This is a genomic window from Marinomonas sp. AWM4_232 (assembly GCF_056158325.1).
Genome location: NZ_JBSWTA010000001.1, coordinates 666,348 through 684,950, shown reverse-complemented (window position 1 = coordinate 684,950; position 18,603 = coordinate 666,348). Strand labels below are relative to the sequence as shown.

Annotated in this window: 17 protein-coding genes; 9 read left to right on the top strand and 8 right to left on the bottom strand. The window is 44.7% G+C overall.

The genetic code is table 11. From position 1 onward, the window contains the following. Positions 1–690: a response regulator gene (locus tag ACXAC1_RS03275; RefSeq protein WP_475058699.1), complete on the bottom strand. Its 690-nt coding sequence runs from the start codon at positions 688–690 to the stop codon at positions 1–3. A 190-nt stretch (positions 691–880) separates the two neighbouring features. On the opposite strand from ACXAC1_RS03275, the gene ACXAC1_RS03270 reads away from it, so the two are divergent. The 3 genes from ACXAC1_RS03270 to galU all read left to right on the top strand — a co-directional run bounded on the left by ACXAC1_RS03270 (position 881) and on the right by galU (position 4,191). Next, positions 881–1,426 (top strand): Spy/CpxP family protein refolding chaperone, encoded by a 546-nt coding sequence (locus tag ACXAC1_RS03270; protein WP_475058697.1) that lies wholly within the window; start codon positions 881–883, stop codon positions 1,424–1,426. A 275-nt stretch (positions 1,427–1,701) separates the two neighbouring features. Then, entirely contained in the window at positions 1,702–2,985 is a 1,284-nt protein-coding gene (locus ACXAC1_RS03265) for an MFS transporter (RefSeq protein WP_475058695.1), read from the top strand. A gap of 378 nt (positions 2,986–3,363) precedes the next feature. After that, the gene (galU, locus tag ACXAC1_RS03260; protein WP_133562481.1) at positions 3,364–4,191 is read left to right on the top strand and encodes a UTP--glucose-1-phosphate uridylyltransferase GalU; all 828 of its coding nucleotides are present in this window, start codon (positions 3,364–3,366) and stop codon (positions 4,189–4,191) included. Between the two features lie 93 nt (positions 4,192–4,284). On the opposite strand, the gene ACXAC1_RS03255 is transcribed toward galU, so the two are convergent. Next, positions 4,285–5,076 (bottom strand): inositol monophosphatase family protein, encoded by a 792-nt coding sequence (locus tag ACXAC1_RS03255; protein ID WP_475058692.1) that lies wholly within the window; start codon positions 5,074–5,076, stop codon positions 4,285–4,287. Between the two features lie 266 nt (positions 5,077–5,342). On the opposite strand from ACXAC1_RS03255, the gene ACXAC1_RS03250 reads away from it, so the two are divergent. Next, positions 5,343–6,068: an RNA methyltransferase gene (locus ACXAC1_RS03250; protein WP_475058690.1), complete on the top strand. Its 726-nt coding sequence runs from the start codon at positions 5,343–5,345 to the stop codon at positions 6,066–6,068. A gap of 88 nt (positions 6,069–6,156) precedes the next feature. On the opposite strand, the gene gndA is transcribed toward ACXAC1_RS03250, so the two are convergent. Next, positions 6,157–7,683, bottom strand: a complete 1,527-nt coding sequence (gene gndA / locus ACXAC1_RS03245; RefSeq protein WP_475058688.1) for an NADP-dependent phosphogluconate dehydrogenase — start codon at positions 7,681–7,683, stop codon at positions 6,157–6,159. A 499-nt stretch (positions 7,684–8,182) separates the two neighbouring features. On the opposite strand from gndA, the gene ACXAC1_RS03240 reads away from it, so the two are divergent. From ACXAC1_RS03240 to ACXAC1_RS03225, 4 genes are all read left to right on the top strand, one after another. Next, the gene (locus ACXAC1_RS03240; protein ID WP_475058686.1) at positions 8,183–9,736 is read left to right on the top strand and encodes a phosphoenolpyruvate carboxykinase; all 1,554 of its coding nucleotides are present in this window, start codon (positions 8,183–8,185) and stop codon (positions 9,734–9,736) included. A 110-nt stretch (positions 9,737–9,846) separates the two neighbouring features. Beyond that, on the top strand, positions 9,847–10,623 hold the full coding sequence (locus ACXAC1_RS03235) for a TatD family hydrolase (protein WP_475058684.1): 777 nt from the start codon (positions 9,847–9,849) through the stop codon (positions 10,621–10,623). 4 nt (positions 10,624–10,627) lie between these two features. Beyond that, complete coding sequence (locus ACXAC1_RS03230; protein ID WP_475058682.1) at positions 10,628–11,515, top strand: sugar nucleotide-binding protein; 888 nt, start codon at positions 10,628–10,630, stop codon at positions 11,513–11,515. A 31-nt stretch (positions 11,516–11,546) separates the two neighbouring features. After that, on the top strand, positions 11,547–11,951 hold the full coding sequence (locus ACXAC1_RS03225) for a hypothetical protein (RefSeq protein ID WP_475058679.1): 405 nt from the start codon (positions 11,547–11,549) through the stop codon (positions 11,949–11,951). A gap of 33 nt (positions 11,952–11,984) precedes the next feature. On the opposite strand, the gene ACXAC1_RS03220 is transcribed toward ACXAC1_RS03225, so the two are convergent. Further along, complete coding sequence (locus tag ACXAC1_RS03220; RefSeq protein WP_475058678.1) at positions 11,985–12,833, bottom strand: hypothetical protein; 849 nt, start codon at positions 12,831–12,833, stop codon at positions 11,985–11,987. 12 nt (positions 12,834–12,845) lie between these two features. Further along, positions 12,846–13,385 carry a YceI family protein gene (locus ACXAC1_RS03215; protein WP_475058675.1) on the bottom strand — a complete coding sequence of 180 codons (540 nt, stop codon included), beginning with the start codon at positions 13,383–13,385 and terminating at the stop codon, positions 12,846–12,848. A gap of 139 nt (positions 13,386–13,524) precedes the next feature. Here ACXAC1_RS03215 and ACXAC1_RS03210 point away from each other — a divergent pair, with 139 nt between their 5' ends. Continuing rightward, positions 13,525–14,409 carry a LysR family transcriptional regulator gene (locus tag ACXAC1_RS03210; RefSeq protein ID WP_475058673.1) on the top strand — a complete coding sequence of 295 codons (885 nt, stop codon included), beginning with the start codon at positions 13,525–13,527 and terminating at the stop codon, positions 14,407–14,409. A gap of 56 nt (positions 14,410–14,465) precedes the next feature. Here ACXAC1_RS03210 and ACXAC1_RS03205 read toward each other — a convergent pair whose 3' ends face one another. The 3 genes from ACXAC1_RS03205 to ACXAC1_RS03195 form a co-directional block, all read right to left on the bottom strand. Next, positions 14,466–16,382 (bottom strand): beta-ketoacyl synthase, encoded by a 1,917-nt coding sequence (locus ACXAC1_RS03205; RefSeq protein ID WP_475058670.1) that lies wholly within the window; start codon positions 16,380–16,382, stop codon positions 14,466–14,468. A gap of 148 nt (positions 16,383–16,530) precedes the next feature. Beyond that, a complete protein-coding gene (locus ACXAC1_RS03200) occupies positions 16,531–17,430 on the bottom strand; it encodes a glucosaminidase domain-containing protein (RefSeq protein ID WP_475058668.1) in 900 nt (299 codons plus the stop codon). Positions 17,431–17,600: 170 nt separating this feature from the next. After that, entirely contained in the window at positions 17,601–18,581 is a 981-nt protein-coding gene (locus ACXAC1_RS03195) for a glutathione S-transferase family protein (protein WP_475058666.1), read from the bottom strand. Positions 18,582–18,603 lie beyond the last annotated feature (22 nt).

Here is an 18,603-nt window from a genome sequence, read left to right as displayed (position 1 = left end):
TTACTCATCTCCTTGAGTGAGCAGGTATCCACGGCCACGAAGAGTCTTAATTCTTGGTTTACCGTTCTCCCAGTCAGGCAGTTTCTTACGCAAGTTAGAAACATGCATGTCTATGGCTCGGTCGAAAGGTGCTAAGCGTTTACCCAGTACATCTAAGCTTAGAGTCTCTTTTGTGACGACTTGTCCCGGGTGAGATAGGAAATGTTGTAACAGAGCAAACTCGGTGCTGGTCAGCTCCAGTAACGCACTACTGCAGTAGGCTTCTAATTTGCCAGGATAGAGTTTGATATCAAAATACTCAAGACAGTCGCTTTGAGGCTCTTGTTGGTGGGTTTGAGCGCGTCGTAGGATTGCTCGAATGCGGGCCAGCAATTCGCGCTCGCTAAATGGTTTCGCTAAGTAGTCATCAGCTCCCAGTTCTAGGCCAACCACTCTGTCAATTTCTTCCCCTTTGGCGGTGAGCATCAGGACAGGGGTATTAGAGTTTTCACGTAAACGTCTTAGGGTCTCGATGCCATTGAGCTTGGGCATCATGACATCGAGTAGGATCATGTCTACATCAGGGCTCATCATATTGAGTCCAGCCTCTCCATCATGAGCCACTGACACGGTAAAGTTCTCAAACTTTAGTAGTTCGCACAGTAATTCAGTTAATTCAGTATCGTCATCAATAAGAAGAATGTGGGCCATGGACAGACTCTTTCATTAAGTTGTGTTGCTTTATATGTAGGTAGTTTACTGACAAATGATCGTCATCGTCATGTCTTTACGATACTTTACTCACTCCAAACGCCACTTTACCTTGCAGCTTATATTCTATCTCCAAGTGCTGTGACACAGCTTTCGAACATGTTTTTCTATCAACGATGAGGTTGAGATTATGAATCTAAGCAAAAAACTAATGATGGTAACGTTGGCTCTTCCACTAGTATTTGGCACAGCATCGTCATTTGCCGCAGGGGATCAGCATGAGCGTGGCGGAAAAGGCGGTCGTGGACACGGTGAACATCAAGTGTGCTCAGGTACTGCAGGGCTGATTTACAAGCTTGATCTAAGTGGCGCACAAAAAGAACAGTTGAAAGAGTTGCGCTCTGTACGCCATGCACAAGCCAAGGCTAATGCCGAAAAAGATATTGAACAAAAACGAGCAGATCGCGAACAAGCTCACGCGACTATGCAGAAAATTGTAATGGCGGATAAGTTTGATACTGCTGCAGCAAAACAGTTTGCAGGGAACATGGCAAGTAAACGTGCTGAGCGTATTGTTATGAAAATGGAAGCGGAACATGAGATGTTCAGTGTTTTGACTGCCGCTCAAAAAGAGCAGTTCTTAGAGCTTCAGAAAACTGCAGGCGATGATTGCAAAGCGAAAAAGAAAGACAAAGATGGTAAGCGCCGTCATCACGAAAAAGTAGATCAAAAGTAATCCTGTTTAATTATTTAAACTTGATCATTATTTCCACAAAAAATGGCTTCAATGAAGCCATTTTTTTGATGCAATTTAAGCTCTTTTGCTTCATTATTCGCCCTGAAAAACTTCCTGTTTTGATCACTGTGTAATCAAGATTACACGCTCCCATACTACTTTTGATTTTGCTCATCTATTTAAGCATGACTGTGCTGTGTTTATTGCTGACGGCACGCTCAAGCATAGAAAGATGAGCGTCAAGAACCTTTCCTGAATCCGTGGAGTAGTGATTCATGTTTAAGCAGACCTTATTACCCATTTGGAGCCTTTTATTTGGCGTGGCAATTATTACGATGGCCAGCGCTTTGCAAAGTTCTTTGATCGGTATTCGTGCATCGATTGAGTCGTTCAATACGACGGCGACGGGTTTAATCATGTCGTCCTACTACATTGGCTTCATCCTAGGCTCACTTTTAGTGCCAGTATGGGTTAAGAATGTTGGCCATATTCGAGTGTTTGCTGCCGTTGCCTCATTGGCATCAGTTACCATTTTGATGCAGTCGGTGATCGTAGATCAATGGTTCTGGATGTTGATGCGTATGGGTACAGGGTTGTGTTATGCCGGCTTGTTTATTGTTACCGAAAGTTGGTTAAATGCAATTGCTACCAATAATACTCGAGGTCGATTGTTTTCGATTTACATTATCGAGATTTGGGCAAGCCAAACATTGGGGCAGTTCTTGTTGAACGCGGCGTCTCCAAGTGGTTATGACTTGTTCATTTTAACGTCCGTGTTGATTTCGATGGCAGTGGTGCCTTTACTGCTTGTTAGAACACCTTCGCCAACTATCGAGGTCCCTGAAAAGCTTAATATTTTGGGGCTTATTAAGACGGCCCCGCTTGGCGCTACCGGTGCGTTTGTCGCAGGCATCACGTCAGGGGCGATCTTAGGTCTTGGAGCACTGTACGCTAAAGCCATTGGCTTAGACGTTGTTGATATCTCATTATTTATCGGTGCCAGCTACTTAGGTGGCATGGTGTTGCAGTGGCCTATTGGCAAATTATCAGATCGTCAGGATCGACGTTTAACCATTTTATTGGTTGGTTTAGTGGGGGCTGTGACGGCATTAGTGGTGCCATTTGGTCATAGCGTGTCGAATATCTCTATCATGATGTTTGGTATGTTCCTCCTAGGAGCATTTACCTTCCCGATGTACGCTTTGTCTTCTTCACATATGAATGATCAGTTACGACCTGAGCAAGTTTTGTCTGCCAGTAGTGGGCTGATCCTTTTGAACGGTGCTGGTGGCGTCATCGGCCCGCTTGTGGCATCTGTGATTATGGACTTGGTGCATATCAATGCTCTATTTATCTTTATTGCTCTAATGAACCTATCTGTTGCGGTGTTCGCTATTCATCGTATGCGTGTGAAAGCGCCAATGGTGGTGGAAGAGCAAGGGGATCACGTACACGTTGGTTTGACGGTCACCCCAGTTGTTGCTGCTGAGATGTTAGCAGAAGCGGATCCTAATACTCCGAGTGCCAGTGACATCAATGAAGTGGAAATCAAGCTATAAGGCTCTATAGGTCACTTAGGTCAATCTGTTGTAAAGCTCAAGGAAGCTTGTTAGAGAGCACTGTTCTTGAGCGACGGTTTGTATAAGATGATGAATGTCGAAATAGAATATAGTTGTCACGAATGTTTGCTAGAATGGCCACCAGTGGAGTTAATAGCGCTGTAATTGGCATACTCTATGCTTGATACTTAGTGTACAAATATTTTAAAAGAGAAGTTTAGTTCGCCTTAATTTGAGGTGCATAGAATCCATGAAGATGAATACGAGGAACGAAGGTTCCGAAGAGTTAGGATTTGTGCGACTGTTTTTCAAATTAGGTGTGTTGATAGGGGATGCCGGAGATGTATTGGCTGCCTTCGTTTTTAATAAGGAATGATTATGATACGTAAATGTTTATTTCCCGTTGCCGGCTATGGTACACGTTTCTTGCCTGCGACTAAGTCGATGCCAAAAGAAATGTTGCCAGTTGTGAATAAGCCGCTCGTTCAATACGGCGTAGAAGAAGCCGTAGAAGCAGGCCTTAATAACATTACCTTCGTAACAGGGCGTGGTAAGCGTGCGATTGCGGATCATTTTGATATTAGCTATGAGCTGGAACACCAGATTGCTGGCACAGCTAAAGAAGAATATCTTACAGGTATTCGCAGTATTATCGATAAAGTGAACTTTTCGTTTACGCGTCAACATGAGATGAAGGGTCTTGGTCATGCAATTTTGACGGGCGAGCCTTTGATTGGTGATGAAGCGTTCGGCGTGGTATTGGCCGACGACCTTTGTATCGGTGGTGAATACGATGGTGTTATGGCGCAGATGGTTAAGCTGTTTAAGCAATTCCGCTGTACCATTGTTGCCATTCAAGAAGTTCCTGAAGACGAAGTACATAAATATGGTGTGATTGCAGGAGAGTCGATCAGTGATGACATCTTCCGTGTCACGAACATGGTGGAGAAGCCTAAGAAAGAAGATGCGCCGTCGAACTTGGCCATCATCGGTCGTTACATTTTGACGCCGGATATTTTTGAAAAGATTCGTGAGACGCCACCAGGGGCAAACGGTGAAGTTCAGATTACCGATGCCATCTTGCGTCAGGCCCAAGAAGGTTGCGTTATTGCATACAAATTTAAAGGCCGTCGCTTTGACTGTGGTAGTGTGGATGGCTTCGTCGAAGCAACCAATTACTGCTACGAGAACATCTACAAAAGCTAATTGCTTTTTAGATTTTGCTTTCTAGGTTCTAGAAAAAATCCCAGCTCAGTTACCTGTGCTGGGATTTTTTATTACAAGCATTTTAAGATTCGCTTATACACCAAGCTGCTTGTTTAATGTTGGCAGTAGGTATTTGAATAGGCGAGGGTTGGCACATAGAACGTTACCTGTTTGGTAGTTCGGTGCACCGTCAAAACCAGCAAATAGGCAGCCTGCTTCTTTTGCGATAAATAGAGGAGCTTGCACTTCCCATTCACGAAGCTCTAGACCCCATGCAGCGTCTAGACGGCCCGCAGCAACGTTTGCAAGCATTACAGCTGGTGCATCTTGCATGACAACGCGTGCGCCTTTGTTAGCAACTTCTTCTAATACTTTGAATTGGCCAGATGCGTAAGCGATGGTGTCTTCTGTACCAGGAAATTGTGTAGCAAGGGTTGTGTTCTCTAGAGAACGAGCGCCGCCAGTGCGGATGCGAGAGTTGTTTAGGTATGCGCCACGACCTTTGCTTGCGTAAAACTCATCGCGAGTGGATGGGTTTACCAATAGGGCGTGCTCTACTTTACCCGCAACGAGGTAGCTAATTGTGATCGCGAAACCAGATAGACCACGTGTAAACAAATGCTGACCTTGGATGGCATCGATGATCCATTCGCCTTCAGAACCTTCTTGAACAGTACCTTGTAGGCGTGTTGTGATTTTATCTGCAGGGTAAGCTTTTTCTAGGCTGTAAACGATACTGCGTTCAGCGCCAGTGCATACGTTTTGATAAACTTCAGCGGCATTTTGACCTGCTTCTTTATCAAACAGCATTTTCTCTTGCGCGTGGATGATGAAGTCTGCGGCAGCGCGAGCCGCTTTCATAGCGACATTAATTCGTGGTTGCATGGGATACCATTTTTGAATCAATAGGGCAGCTACTGTCTTTTGGACAGTACGTTGCGGTTAAAGTGTTAAAGAGCGTTGTCGACGCGATAAAGCAGTCAGGGCATCGACCTTCTATGTGTCAATATAGTGGGCGCGAATTCTAGCCCAAAACCCTAAACTAATCTAGCTTAAAGTTGGTTAAATTATGTTCAAAAGCTAGGTTATTCTCAATTCTCTGATACCATGGTTCTTGTAATGCTTCACAGACATTTGGTATGAGTTTCTATATGCAACAAAACATTAAAATCGTGCTGGTGAATACCTCTCATCCCGGCAATATTGGTGGCGCAGCACGCGCGATGAAAAACATGGGATTAAGTGAATTAGTATTGGTTGATCCAAAGCTCTTTCCCCATGATGAAGCTGTCAGCCGAGCGTCTGGAGCGACGGATATTCTGGATAATGCGAAAATTGTCGCGACCCTTGAAGAAGCGATAGCGGACTGCCAATTGGCGATCGGCACCAGTGCTCGCGAGCGCCATATTCCATGGCCATTGGTTGACCCTCGCCAAGCGGCGGATTTGGTTTTCAAAGAGCAGTTAAAAACGGCGTTTGTATTTGGTCGTGAAGACCGTGGTTTGACAAATGAAGAACTGCAGCGTTGTCATTACCATGTTCATATCCCGTCAGTGGAAGGTTTTAGTTCTTTGAACCTTGCCGCGGCTGTTCAGGTGATTGCTTACGAGCTGCGCATGCAAGAGCTAAGCTTGCAAGATGGCCCAATTGTGAAAAGTAAGTGGGATGTTCCTGCCGCGACATCTGAGCAATTAGATTACATGCTAGGCCATTTAGAGAAAGTGTTGGGTGATATCGAGTTCCTGGACCCGAAAGCACCGCGCCAAGTCATGACCCGCTTCCGCCGATTGTTCCAGCGCTCGCAGTTGGATCAGCAAGAAGTCGGAATGCTGCGTGGTATGTTAACCGCTATTGAAAAGCAGCAACCGAAAGGCTAATGATCTAACGATTATTTTTCTGCTAACAAAAAGCCCGTTTAGATCGCTCTAAACGGGCTTTTTTGTATAAGCATCACGGTAAAAAAGTTTATTTTACTTTTGTTTCTGGACGGCCAGCTTCTTGCCAATGCGTGTGGAATTTCTCACCAGGTTCTGCATCAACACGCTCGTAAGTGTGTGCACCGAAGTAATCACGTTGAGCTTGCAGTAGGTTTGCTGGCAGAACTTCTGAACGGTAGCCGTCGAAGTACGCAAGAGCAGAGTAGAAAGACGGTGTTGGGATACCTGACTGAGCAGCCAGTACCACGGCATCACGAAGACCTTTCTGTTTTTCTGCCATTGCATTCGCGAAGTACTCATCTAGCAGTAGGTTCTCTAGATCGTGATTGTTTTCAAACGCGTCAGCAATTTTCTGTAGGAACGATGCTCGGATGATACAGCCGCCACGCCAGATCTTTGCGATACCAATGAAGTTTAGTTGCCAGTCGTACTCAGCTTGTGCTGCGCGCATCAATTGGAAGCCCTGTGCGTAAGCACAGATCTTCGCGCAGTAAAGTGCGTTTTCGATAGCTTGCTCAACGGCTTCCGCATCGATTTCAGAAATATCAATATCAGCTGTTAAGAAGCTAGACGCTTTCTCTCGCTCTGCTGTCAGTGTAGACAAAGCACGAGCGTAAACGGATTCACTAATAATGCCAGCAGGAACGCCCATTTGCGTTGCGCTGATGGATGTCCAGCGGCCTGTGCCTTTTTGGCCAGCACTGTCTAAGATCATGTCTACTAGAGGAGCGCCTGTCTTTTCATCGTATTGCTGGAGAATATCGGCGGAGATTTCTACTAAGTAGCTGTTCAGAATGCCTTGGTTCCATTTTTCAAACAGCTTGCCAATTTCAGCTGGCTCGTAGCCAAGTAGTGAGCGTAGTAGGTGGTAGGCTTCACAAATAAGCTGCATGTCTGCGTATTCGATACCATTATGTACCATCTTAACGTAGTGGCCAGCGCCGTTAGGGCCAAGATAAGCGGTACAAGGTTCACCTTCTTTAACTGGTTGACCAGGTGTGCGCGTTTCGATTGGTTTTCCGTCCGCATCTACTTTCGCTGCAACGGCTTCCCACATTGGTTGTAGGTATTTCCAAGAATCTGCGTCGCCGCCTGGCATCAGGGAAGGACCAAAGCGAGCACCTACTTCCCCGCCCGATACAGCGGTTCCAAAGAATTTAAACTTCTCTTTGTATTCGCTTTCTCGGCGAATAGTGTCCGTCCATTGGCTGTTACCACAATCAACAACGATGTCTTGGGAGTCTAACCCTGCTTCAATTAAGCTTTGGCAAACGGCATCTACTGGGTTGCCTGCTGGCACCAACACGACGATAACGCGTGGGCTTACTAACATGTCCAGCATTTGCTTCATGTTATCGCAACCAATGATTCTCGCTTGATCGACTGTATCAGGGCGCTCTTTTGCTTCTGTATCTAAAACATCCTGTACTTTTTCTTTGTCGAGATCAAAACCTGCAACACGATAACCGTGATCGGCTAGGTTAAGGGCAAGGTTTTTACCCATGACTCCTAGTCCTACAAATCCAATGTTGCAGCTCTGATTCAGATTTTGCATAGCGTTAGGTCTACCTTTGTTTCGAACGGGGGGAGGTTAGAAAGAATCCTACCATGAAATTCGCATCTCAAGCCTGAGTTAAGGGGGGGCTAAAAGTTGAATTATTGTGGAAGTTCCTAGAGTCAGCGCGGATTTTAGTCGAGAGTTAGAGCAATTTCGAGTGATTTTCCTGAAATTGTAGCTAGATCCCAAAAAAATATATGGCTCTGCCAAAGTAACGTATTCACATATTTAACTGTAATATAAATACTGATATGTAGTTTTTTTACATAAATTTAAGCGGCTTTCAATGCATGAAGTATCGAGATGGGCTGAGATTTTTATAAAAAAGTTAAATAAGTCAATTGTTTAAGGTTTTTAGACAACTTACCTTAATGAAATAAAATAACACTTTGTTATATCAATATTTTTTTTTAGATTGATTTGTTACTATAGGTTTCCCCCAAATAAAAATATCAAAACATTTTTGTAACCGTTTTGTTCAGAGGACTAAAGCAACATGAGCAACAGAACTGATGACCAAATCATTCTGCGAAACTTGAATACCGCCCAGTTAGTTGAAAATGCGCTGATTGATGGTGAAGGTGTTCTGGCAGATTCCGGCGCTCTAGTCGTAGAGACTGGTGCCCGTACAGGTCGTTCTCCGATGGATCGTTTTATCGTAGAAGAAGATACAACAAAAGACACAATCCACTGGGGACCGGTTAACCGTCCTTTCCCTGAGGAAAAATTTGCGCCATTGTGGGATCGTGTAGAAGCCTACTTGGATGCAAAAAAATCGTATCTATCAGATGTTCATGTTGGTGCTGGCGACGATTATTACATCCCTGTTCAGATGCGTACGGAAACAGCTTGGCAACACTTGTTTGGCCGCAATCTGTTCATTAACCCTGAGCAGTACAACCCATCTTCAAAAGATGAGTGGAAGATCTTGAATGTGCCAACGTTTGAGTGTCAGCCTGAGCGTGATGGCACCAACTCTGACGGTTGCGTTATTCTTAACTTCAAAGAGCGTAAAGTATTGATTGCTGGTATGCGTTACGCTGGCGAAATGAAGAAAGCTATGTTCTCTGTACAAAACTACCTATTGCCAGCATATGACGTGCTGCCAATGCACTGTGCAGCTAATGTAGGCTCTGAAGGTGATGTAACCCTGTTCTTCGGTCTATCTGGTACTGGTAAAACGACACTGTCTGCGGACGAGTCTCGTTTCCTGATCGGCGATGATGAGCACGGTTGGGGAACAGGCACTGTATTCAATATTGAAGGTGGTTGTTACGCGAAAACAATCGATCTTTCTGAGAAAAACGAGCCCGTTATTTGGAAAGCGATCAAATTCGGAACCATTCTTGAGAACGTTGTATTAGATGATGCTCGTACAGCAGACTACACAGATACATCTCTTACTCAGAATGGTCGTGCTGGTTACCCTCGTCTTCATATCGATAAGCGCGCTGAAGAAAACCGTGCCGGTGAACCGAAAGCGGTTATCTTTTTGACTTGTGACTTGACGGGTGTATTGCCTCCAGTATCAATCCTTAGCAAAGAAGCTGCCGCTTACCACTTCCTAAGTGGCTACACTGCATTGGTAGGTTCTACTGAAATGGGTGCAGGTAGCGGTATCAAGTCTACTTTCTCGACTTGTTTCGGTGCTCCGTTCTTCCCTCGTTCTGCGGACGTTTACGCTGACCTGCTTATGAAGCGTATTGAAGAGTTTGGTAGCAAAGTTTACCTTGTTAACACTGGCTGGACTGGCGGAGCACACGGTAAAGGCGGTAAGCGCTTCAGCATCCCAACAACTCGTGCTGTGATTGCAGCGATTCAATCTGGTGCATTGGTTGATGCTGAGACGGTTCATCTTGATCAACTGAACGTTGATGTTCCTACTCAAGTGGAAGGTGTTGACTCAGTATTGCTAAATCCTCGCGATACTTGGGAAGATAAGGCTGCTTACGACGAGCAAGCGAAAGGCCTGATCGCTCAATTTGTTGAAAACTTTAAGAAGTTTGAAACAGTCTCAGAAGACATTATTAAGGCGGGTCCAAAGCTTTAATATCGCTTCGATCAAGCTTTACAAAAAGGCCGCGCTATATGTGCGGCTTTTTTACATTCTTACCTTTTTACCCGCTAGAGACTTATGGCTTCTTAATGTAATCTTTACACATGTTTATCGATAGTCATTGCCACCTTGATTTTCCTCAGTTTGAGCATCTGCCTAACTTGTTAGACTCGTGTCTAGAGGCTGGCGTGACAGGTTTCTTGGTGCCTGGTACGACTGAAGAAAGCTGGTATCGAATTATTCAGTTGGCGAAACTGTACCCACAGATTCGGATTGCGTTAGGGCTGCATCCTTATTTTTTGGATGACAAATTATCGCTCGATTTATGTCTTGAGCAGCTTGAATGTCATCTGATGGAGGTTTCCGTTGTTGCTGTGGGTGAGATTGGGTTGGATAAGTGGCCAGGCATGCCAGACTACTCACTACAGTATGAAGTATTGGTTGAGCAGCTAAAGCTGGCTAAGAAATGGAAGCTTCCTGTTATTTTTCATGCTCGAAAGAGTGAGGATGATTTGCTTAAAGCACTTCGGATAGTGAACTTTGAGTATGGAGGTGTGGTTCATGCGTTTAATGGCAGCTATGAGCAGGCAAAGCGTTTTATAGATCAAGGTTTTGTTTTGGGGATAGGGGGGACGATTACGTATCCTAGAGCACAGAAAGCGAGGCGTGTGCTTAAGTCATTAACGGACCAGGATTTTGTTTTAGAGACGGATGCGCCGGATATGCCTTTATGCGGTCATCAAGGGCAACCAAACTCGCCCTTAAGAGTGCTAGATGTTGCTCAACAGGTTTCAATATTAAGAGAGCAGCCTGTTAGCCTTGTCGCGCAGTATACAGGTGCGAACTTAAAAAGAGTGTTACCAAATTGGCATAAGGTATAAAGAATTGACAGTTCAAATGAATATAAACGCTCCCATGCGTGTTGTTTTACTTGGCAGTGATACGGAACTGGGACGTGCCATTCGACAATATTATGATAACGAGTTTGACTTTGACTGGTTGGAAGTCCCTTGTCAGAACGTGCTAGATAAAGTGTCTTCGTCAGTTCTAGACCAGCAATATTGCGACGCGGTTATCGATGCTTTTTCTTTACGTAGTGCGCTGCAAAATGATTATGAACGCTACCTGGAAGCACTGGGGCAACTATTAAGTAAACCAAATTGCCCACTGTTTTATATGTTAAGTGGTGTTCAAGTATTCCTTGGAGAAAAGGAAGCTTCCTACTTGGAAACCGATGAACCCGATGCGCGTAGTCGCTTTGCTAAACGCTTAATGATGGCTGAGTCCAAAGTATTGGCTTCTGAACGCAACATTGTATTGAGGACGGGCTGGTTGTTCAGTGGCGCTCAAGATGATTTTATTGCCAATACAATTAATCTTGTCAAAGCTGGAGCTTCGCTTGAATTTCATGATACAGCAATAGGTTGCCCAACACCTGTTTCTGATGTAGCGCGAGTTTTGCTCTCAGTTGTGAAGCAAAGACATTATGGCGCAACAAATACGGGTATTTATCATTACTGTTGTTCTGAAGAAATCAGCTGGATGGGGTTGGTGGAAGCTGTCTTAACGACAGCGAGCCAGTTTGATCAAAAAGCTCAGTCGGTCTTGGAGAATATGGGGGATACGGCAAGTGCCCTTGAAATGGCGACGGATATTAAGCGTCAATCCTTGTCTTGCCGAAAGATTTTTGGCCATTACGGTATTAAGCAGCGCTCATGGCGGCCTGTACTAAGAATGCTTATCAAAGATATTTATTTAGTTCCAGCCACTTAATGTGGGAGAGAATAAACAAGGCGGTTAAAAGGTGAATTATAAAGCAATCGCATTAGTGTATGTTTTACAGTTGCTTGCTGGAGTGATTTGGTATTCTGCGGCGCCGGCAAATGTCACGCAGCAGATAGGGAGAGGCTCCTTAGGAGGTGCTTCAACTGCAAGTTTAATTGGTTTTGGTATCGCTTTATTTTTGTACACTTATTTTAGTAGCTGGCTATTGGCGAAAACCAATCTGCGTTCAAGCTTTGAGCGTTTGGTACTGACTCTCAGTATCTGGTTATTCACAGTGCTACCAAACATCTTCTTTATGGCTTTGTTTGTTGATTTCAGCCATATGAGCGTTGGGTACTTGCTGTCATTTGGCTTTATAAGCTGTTTGATTTCGGCGTTAATATTACCGTTTTGGAGAGCGAGCAGATCAATATTCAAAGGCTGAATTCAGCCCTTGAATATCGGTGGTTTGATGGGGCTAGTATAGGCTGCTTTCTGGCCATACGCTCCATAGTGATATGCCTGCGATGAGAGCGCTGATCACCACTTGAGGGGTTAGAGTAATAATTGTGCGCATCACTGTTCCATCTTCTGCGAAAGCTTTTTGACTAAAGCTGGTCGCTTGAACGGCTAGGAAGGCAATAAGCATTGTCCATATAGGCAAATCTGCTAATACGTGAGCTTGCGCAAGCAAGCCTGCCAATATCATGTTGCCGAGTAGTAACCCATTAATGCTACTGGATTTGATGACAAAGCGCTGAATCAGTATGAAACCAACGACGCTGGCTGCAAACCCACCTAACAATTGTCCAATCAAAAGACTGCCGCCGATAGCGACAACTGGAGCTGTGGCGCCTGCCGCAATAGCCAGTGAGGCCATAGGAGCATGAGAGTGCTCCTTTGAAGACGTAAGCAATTGTAGTTGCGTGCTCAATACTACTGCGGCAGCGCTCACTATTGCCCAGATCAGACTGGTAGCCTGGGATTGATGCTGCAGTACAGGATTGAGTAGCCAATAAAAGCCAAGTCCAAATAGGGCTAATTGAACCGCTAGTTGAGCATTTTTGCTGATTTTCAACTGACTGATTAAAGTCGCCAGCCACCCCAAAATTACTGCTGTCACTAAGAAGTCTAGGGCTTTGCTCGGAGGGAAATTTAAGCCTGAGTGGATCAGGCTTAAAGCAACGAGGAAGCCTGCACCTAAACCAAATAGGCTTAGGTTTGGCTTAACTTTTCCTAAAAGAGTAATAATAGCGGCCGCTAGAAAAGGGTAGACAGCAGTATTGAGTAACATAAGAAGGTTTGAGTTACCTGCTTCCTCGTACATGATGGCTCCTAATTACTGGCGAATGCCTTCGATGAATACTTCAAGTTCCGTTTCATCGGTTACGCCAGGGATGAAGTAAGAGACACCGAAGTCACTACGCTGAATGGTTGTGCTTGCTTCAAAGCCTGCACGGTAACCGCCCCATGGATCTTTGCCTTCGCCTACTTTTTCAACGTCAAAGCTGACTGCTTTAGTAACACCGTGGATGGTTAGGTCACCAGTCAGTGTTTCACCATCGAAAGAGGTGCTCTTGAATGTGATGGTTGGGAATTGTTTAACGTCTAAGAAATCCGGGCTGCGTAAGTGCTTGTCGCGCGCTTCGTGGTTGGTATCGACACTTGCAGATTGAATAGTCAGTTCGGCACTACCTGATTTACCACTGTCATCAAGAGTGAAAGAGCCTTCAAGCTCGTTGAATCGACCAACCGTTGTGCTTACACCTAAATGACCTACTTCAAATGTCACGAACGAGTGCGCAGCATCGACTTGGTAGTCTGCTGCAAAAGCTGATGTGGTTAGTAGTGCTGCGGTTGCTGCTAATAGGGTTTTCATGGCTCTCTCCAAGAGTGTTTAATGAATATAGTGCTAGTATAATCATGTTCTAAGAATACATAATTACACGACAATACAATTCACTGTTTCTTTAAATGAAATAATTTTGATGGAACTTTTTCTCTAAGGGAGAATCCAGATGGATAAATTACAGGCTATGAAAGTGTTCTGTCGTGTCTATGAGGCAGAGAGCTTTAAAGTGGCGAGCGAGTCATTGGATATCTCACGACCGATGGTGACACGCTATATTAATGCCCTTGAAGAGTCACTAGGAGCCAAGCTGCTGCACCGTAATACGCGCAATATTAGTGTGACCCATGCAGGACACCAATACTATCAACATTGTGTGACGATTCTAGAGGCCATAGATGAAGCGGAAGGAGAGCTTACGGACTTAACCCACCAGCCTAAAGGCCGTATCCGTGTCAGCGTGCCAATGGATTTTGGTTTATCACATATGGTGCCTATCTTGAGTGAGTTTTCGGCTCTGTATCCAGATATTACTCTTGAAATAGATTTCAGTGATAAGCGTGTCGATTTAACAGAGTCGGGTATTGATCTGGCTGTGCGTGGTGGTGATTTAGGCGGCGATCAATTTATCGCGAGGCCTTTGTGCTCTATGAGAGGGTATGTGTGCGCGTCGCCTGACTATTTGGAGAAGTTTGGTAAGCCAAGTCATCCGAATGAATTAATGAATCACAATTGCTTGGTTTACACTAATGCGCCGTATGCTGGGCGCTGGTCCTTCAAGAAAGAGTCAAAGGACACTTTTTATGTGCAGGTTAATGGCAATTTAATGGGCAATAATGGCGGTGCATTGACTCGTTTAGCGGTTGCTGGAGCTGGTGTCATCATGCAGCCTGATTTCTTGGTCGACGATTACATTGCAAGTGGCAAGCTGGTTTCACTATTTGATGAATATGAGACATTTACAGGGCAGTTTTACGCTGTGTATGCAGAGAGAAAGCTGCAACCTAAAAAGGTTCGGCTTTTGATAGATTTCTTAATGGAAAAGCTGCAGTAATAAAGTGTTGGCTGGATACTGTGCAGGCACTTTAGTACCTGCACAGTATGATCCTATTAAACGAGATCGTCGAACTCATTCTCTACGTTTAGATCGACTGGCATTTGGTAGCCAGGTAATTGGATTTTCTTATCTGTTATATCTAATTCCTCACCACCGAGCACATTAAAACCAAAGCGGTAGATAGGTTCAATTTCACCTCGAATCATGGCTTGGTTGTATGCTTCGGCAGCTTCTTGTATAGCCTTGTTTTTATCTTGGTAAGCAGCCAGCTGCTCATCACTGTAGCGCTTTCGGAGCATGGACATAGCTTTATTTGGTGATAAAAGAACGGCTGTAGCATTGTTGCCACCGAAGCCTTTGGAGTTAAGCAAAGCCGCTTCAAAATGATCTTTGCCGTATTCTTCGTGCTTCAATTGGAATTTAAGGCCGTCGGTATAAACATCATCCGCGACAGCATTTGATGTGATAATACCTGGAAGAATGCCATGTTCCCAAACACCTAATGATAGGTGTAGTTGGTCACCGCCTGCAGTACCTTGAGAGTGACCAAGGTAGGCTTTCATGGCTGTCACGGGCATGTCTGTGGCGCCGAAGCTGGTCGCTGCTTGGCTAAGTACATGGGACTCTGTGACACGGTTTTGCGGAGTACTTGTTCCATGAGCTTGGATAAATGTTCTATCCGTTAGGCCTTCGGAGCCAATGATATTCTTCAAGTAAGCCATGGCTTTACTAAGGGTTAAATAGTTACCAACGCCTGGTGCGGAAATCGACTTCTTGTAACCATCGGCATAAGCGTATACCGCAGGAATTGCAGCATGAATGGTAGCCCCCAATTCAATCGCTAACTCATCATCCATCAACAGAGTCCACTGGCTTGACTCGCCAATGGTAAAGCCACAGTTCTGGGCGAATGGGCGGCAGCTGCGAGTGTGATCTGGCTCTTTCTGATTTTCCAGTTGGTCTAAGGCAAGCAGTGCGGTGTCTTCTGCGAGTGCACCCATGGTTCTGAAGCCTTCGATGATCTCCGGGGTGATGGGAGCATCGCTGCCACCAACCATTGCCACACGAACTTTACCGGCTTTGATTTGCTCAATAGCACGCTCTAGATTAAAGAAGTAGGTAGCACAGGCACCGATTGAGGTGCCAACGTTACCAACAGACCCTAAAATATAGGCGTTAACGAAATCCGCTGGCATTTGCGCGTAGCCAAGAGGTAGGTGCTTAGATGTTGTACGCTTGCCCATTAAGGCTGATTTCAGCATGCCGCCAAAGCCAAGATCGTCCATTTGACCGATCGAGTTGGCTGCATAAACCGCTACTTGATCTGGCGCGACAACATTTCGAACTTTATCCCAATCTAAGCCGCTACTAAGGATCGCATCTGAAGCCCCATAAACGGTCATCTGGAGACCGCGGGGGTGGTTGCGGCTCTGATACAATTTTGAAGGGTCGAATCCTGTAGGAAGCTGGCCAGCTGCTTTTACACTGAGCGACTTAGAGTCTTTAATAAAGGTTTCTAATGTGCCGTCTACGGTGATTTCGCTATGGGTTTTGGACAGCTCTTTCACTTGCCAATTGGCCGGGATGTTATCCGGAAGAGAGCGTGTTTTAACGCTAAAACTAAGTTTCTCACCTTCTGCAACAGGTGTTAGAGCCGAGCTTTTGTGAATAACAACGTTATCAACGTCAAAGAGACTTGGATGAATGCGGCGAATCAGGGTGCGCGCTAAAATCTCTTCACCAAATGTATCGATGAGCGTTTCTGTGTCAAGGGCTTCACCATCATGAGTGAGCCAAGCACCATTTTGGTATTCTGCAATATTTGTGATTGTCGCAAGATCGAGCAGGACTTCCTGCTGAATGGCTTGGGGAAGTAAGTCAAGAATGATTCGACGATACGCTTGATGGAAGGATGTACGTCCAGCCGAATTGATTCCGCCAAAGCCAACAATAACAGGTAAACGGGCCAAAGGAATGTCCTCGATTTATAATTTTCAGTATTAATTAGCGATATTGTAAAGGATGGGGGTGATTCGCCGCCACCCTAGAAGCAGCGAATTTTATTGCAAAAACAGAGGAATACCTACAGGTTATAGGTAAAAGCTCTAAATATGACACTTATTCACTGTTGAAAGTTGCTTCATCCGTGTGCACATTAAAACGCCAGAGTTCGTTGTAGTCGATTAAACTGCCAATCTCGTCAATATAGTCTTGGCCTCGTTCGGAGTAGTGTTCCAGACCATGTACTAGAGCCAAACCTGTAATAGTCTGTTTGTTATCACGAAGCTCAGCGCGAATATTGCGTAACTCTTTGTAAGCCGAGTTACTATTTAAATTATCTATATATGCAAAGACAGACTCTCGCGCATCGGCAAATTTACGCACTTCATGGTCCTGATCTTCACCACGGGCATTGGGGATGAGTCCGCAACCACGGGTAAAGCACCATTGTCCAAAGTAGTTGTTGCCTTCTACTGCAAAACGCGATGTTCCCCATGCGGATTCATTCGCTGCTTGAGCCAATACCAGTGAAGCAGGAATGATGTCGACATATTTTAATAGTACGGCAATGTCTTCATGGGTATATACACCTAGTTTTCGGAGTTTATGAATGTTGCGAAGCGCAGCAATCCATGTTTTATCTTCTCTTGATGGTGGTTCAGGGCTGTCTAAAATCTCTTGTATTCGAGCTCTGTCTTCAAGCAATAAGGCATTTTTTTCTTGTACAAAAGGCAGTAAAAAATCAAAGAATGCAGCTTTGCGTTGCTGTACGTCTTCGATAGCTGAAAAGTCTGGTTTGCTATTATCTATTGGGTGACTTTTAAAATACTCTTGTTCTTCTACTGTTACGGAAGCCTCTCGTGAGTTCTCAAGCTTAGGCGTTACTTGCTCACTTTTTGGCGCAGGTTCATCGAAAACCTTTTCCGCTCCATCTTGGAGAGTACCTTGCGGTTCAATTTTCAACCACAAAATTAAAATCACGATACTCGAGATTACCCAAAGTAACTTACGTTCCATATCTAACCATCATTATTAAGAGCGTTTATATACAAAACGAGCAGCAGGATCGCCTGATGCTCGTTTTGGAAGTTCAATATATGAACAACATTATCCGAAAAAAACAAATAATTTGATAGTTGATAGTTTGAATATTGTCAAAAAGTACTCAACTTTCTCTAAATTTGTCCTTAAAGTGCTGAGATGAAAATCTTTTTAGGTCCCTTGGGGACGACACGGGTTGGATTGATGGTGTCGTGGCTATAGTAATAATGCTGTTTGATGTGCTCAAAGTTCACGGTATCTGCGACGTTTTGAGTACGGTACAAGCCTTCTAAATATCGGTTTAGATTTGGTAAATCGATAATACGTTGGAGGTTGCACTTGAAGTGACCATAGTAAACCGCGTCGAAACGAATCAATGTCGTAAATAAGCGCCAATCCGCTTCAGTGACTTGAGTGCCGCATAAATAAGGCTGATGGCTTAACGTTTCTTCTAGTTGTTGCAAGGTGTCAAACAGTGGGAATAACGCGTCTTCATAGGCTGCCTGAGTGGTTGCGAAGCCTGTCTTATAAACTCCATTGTTGACCGTGTCATAGATTTTTGAGTTGATCTGATCTATGTCGTGCTGAAGTTCATCAGGGTAATAGTCGTCATGATTATTGGTAAGATAATTGAATGCGAAGTTAAACATTCTAATAATGTCAGCAGATTCATTCGAGACAATGGTGTGCGTGTGTTTGTCCCAAAGAATGGGGACGGTGACTCGTCCCGAGTAATCTGGTTGAGCATGAGTGTACAACTGATGGGCAAATTGAAACTCATGGAGAGGGTCCCCTAAAGGAATATGTTGATCGTTAAAGTTTGCATCTTCTGCAAAGGTCCAACCATGCTCAAGCATATGAGGATGAACACAGCTGACACTAATGTGTTCCTCCAATTGTTTTAGATGCCGAAAGATTAGCGTGCGATGAGCCCATGGGCAGGCCAAGGAAACATATAGGTGATACCGACCCGATTCGGCTAAAAAGTGTGTTGCATCGTTAGCATCGAAGTCGTTAGGAGAAACCAGCCAGTTTCGAAACTGTGACTGAGAGCGTACAAACTTGCCTTGAGTCGCTTTTGTGTCATACCACTGGTCGTGCCATTTGCCGTCTATAAGTAATCCCATAATATTCTCTTGCGCATTGTTT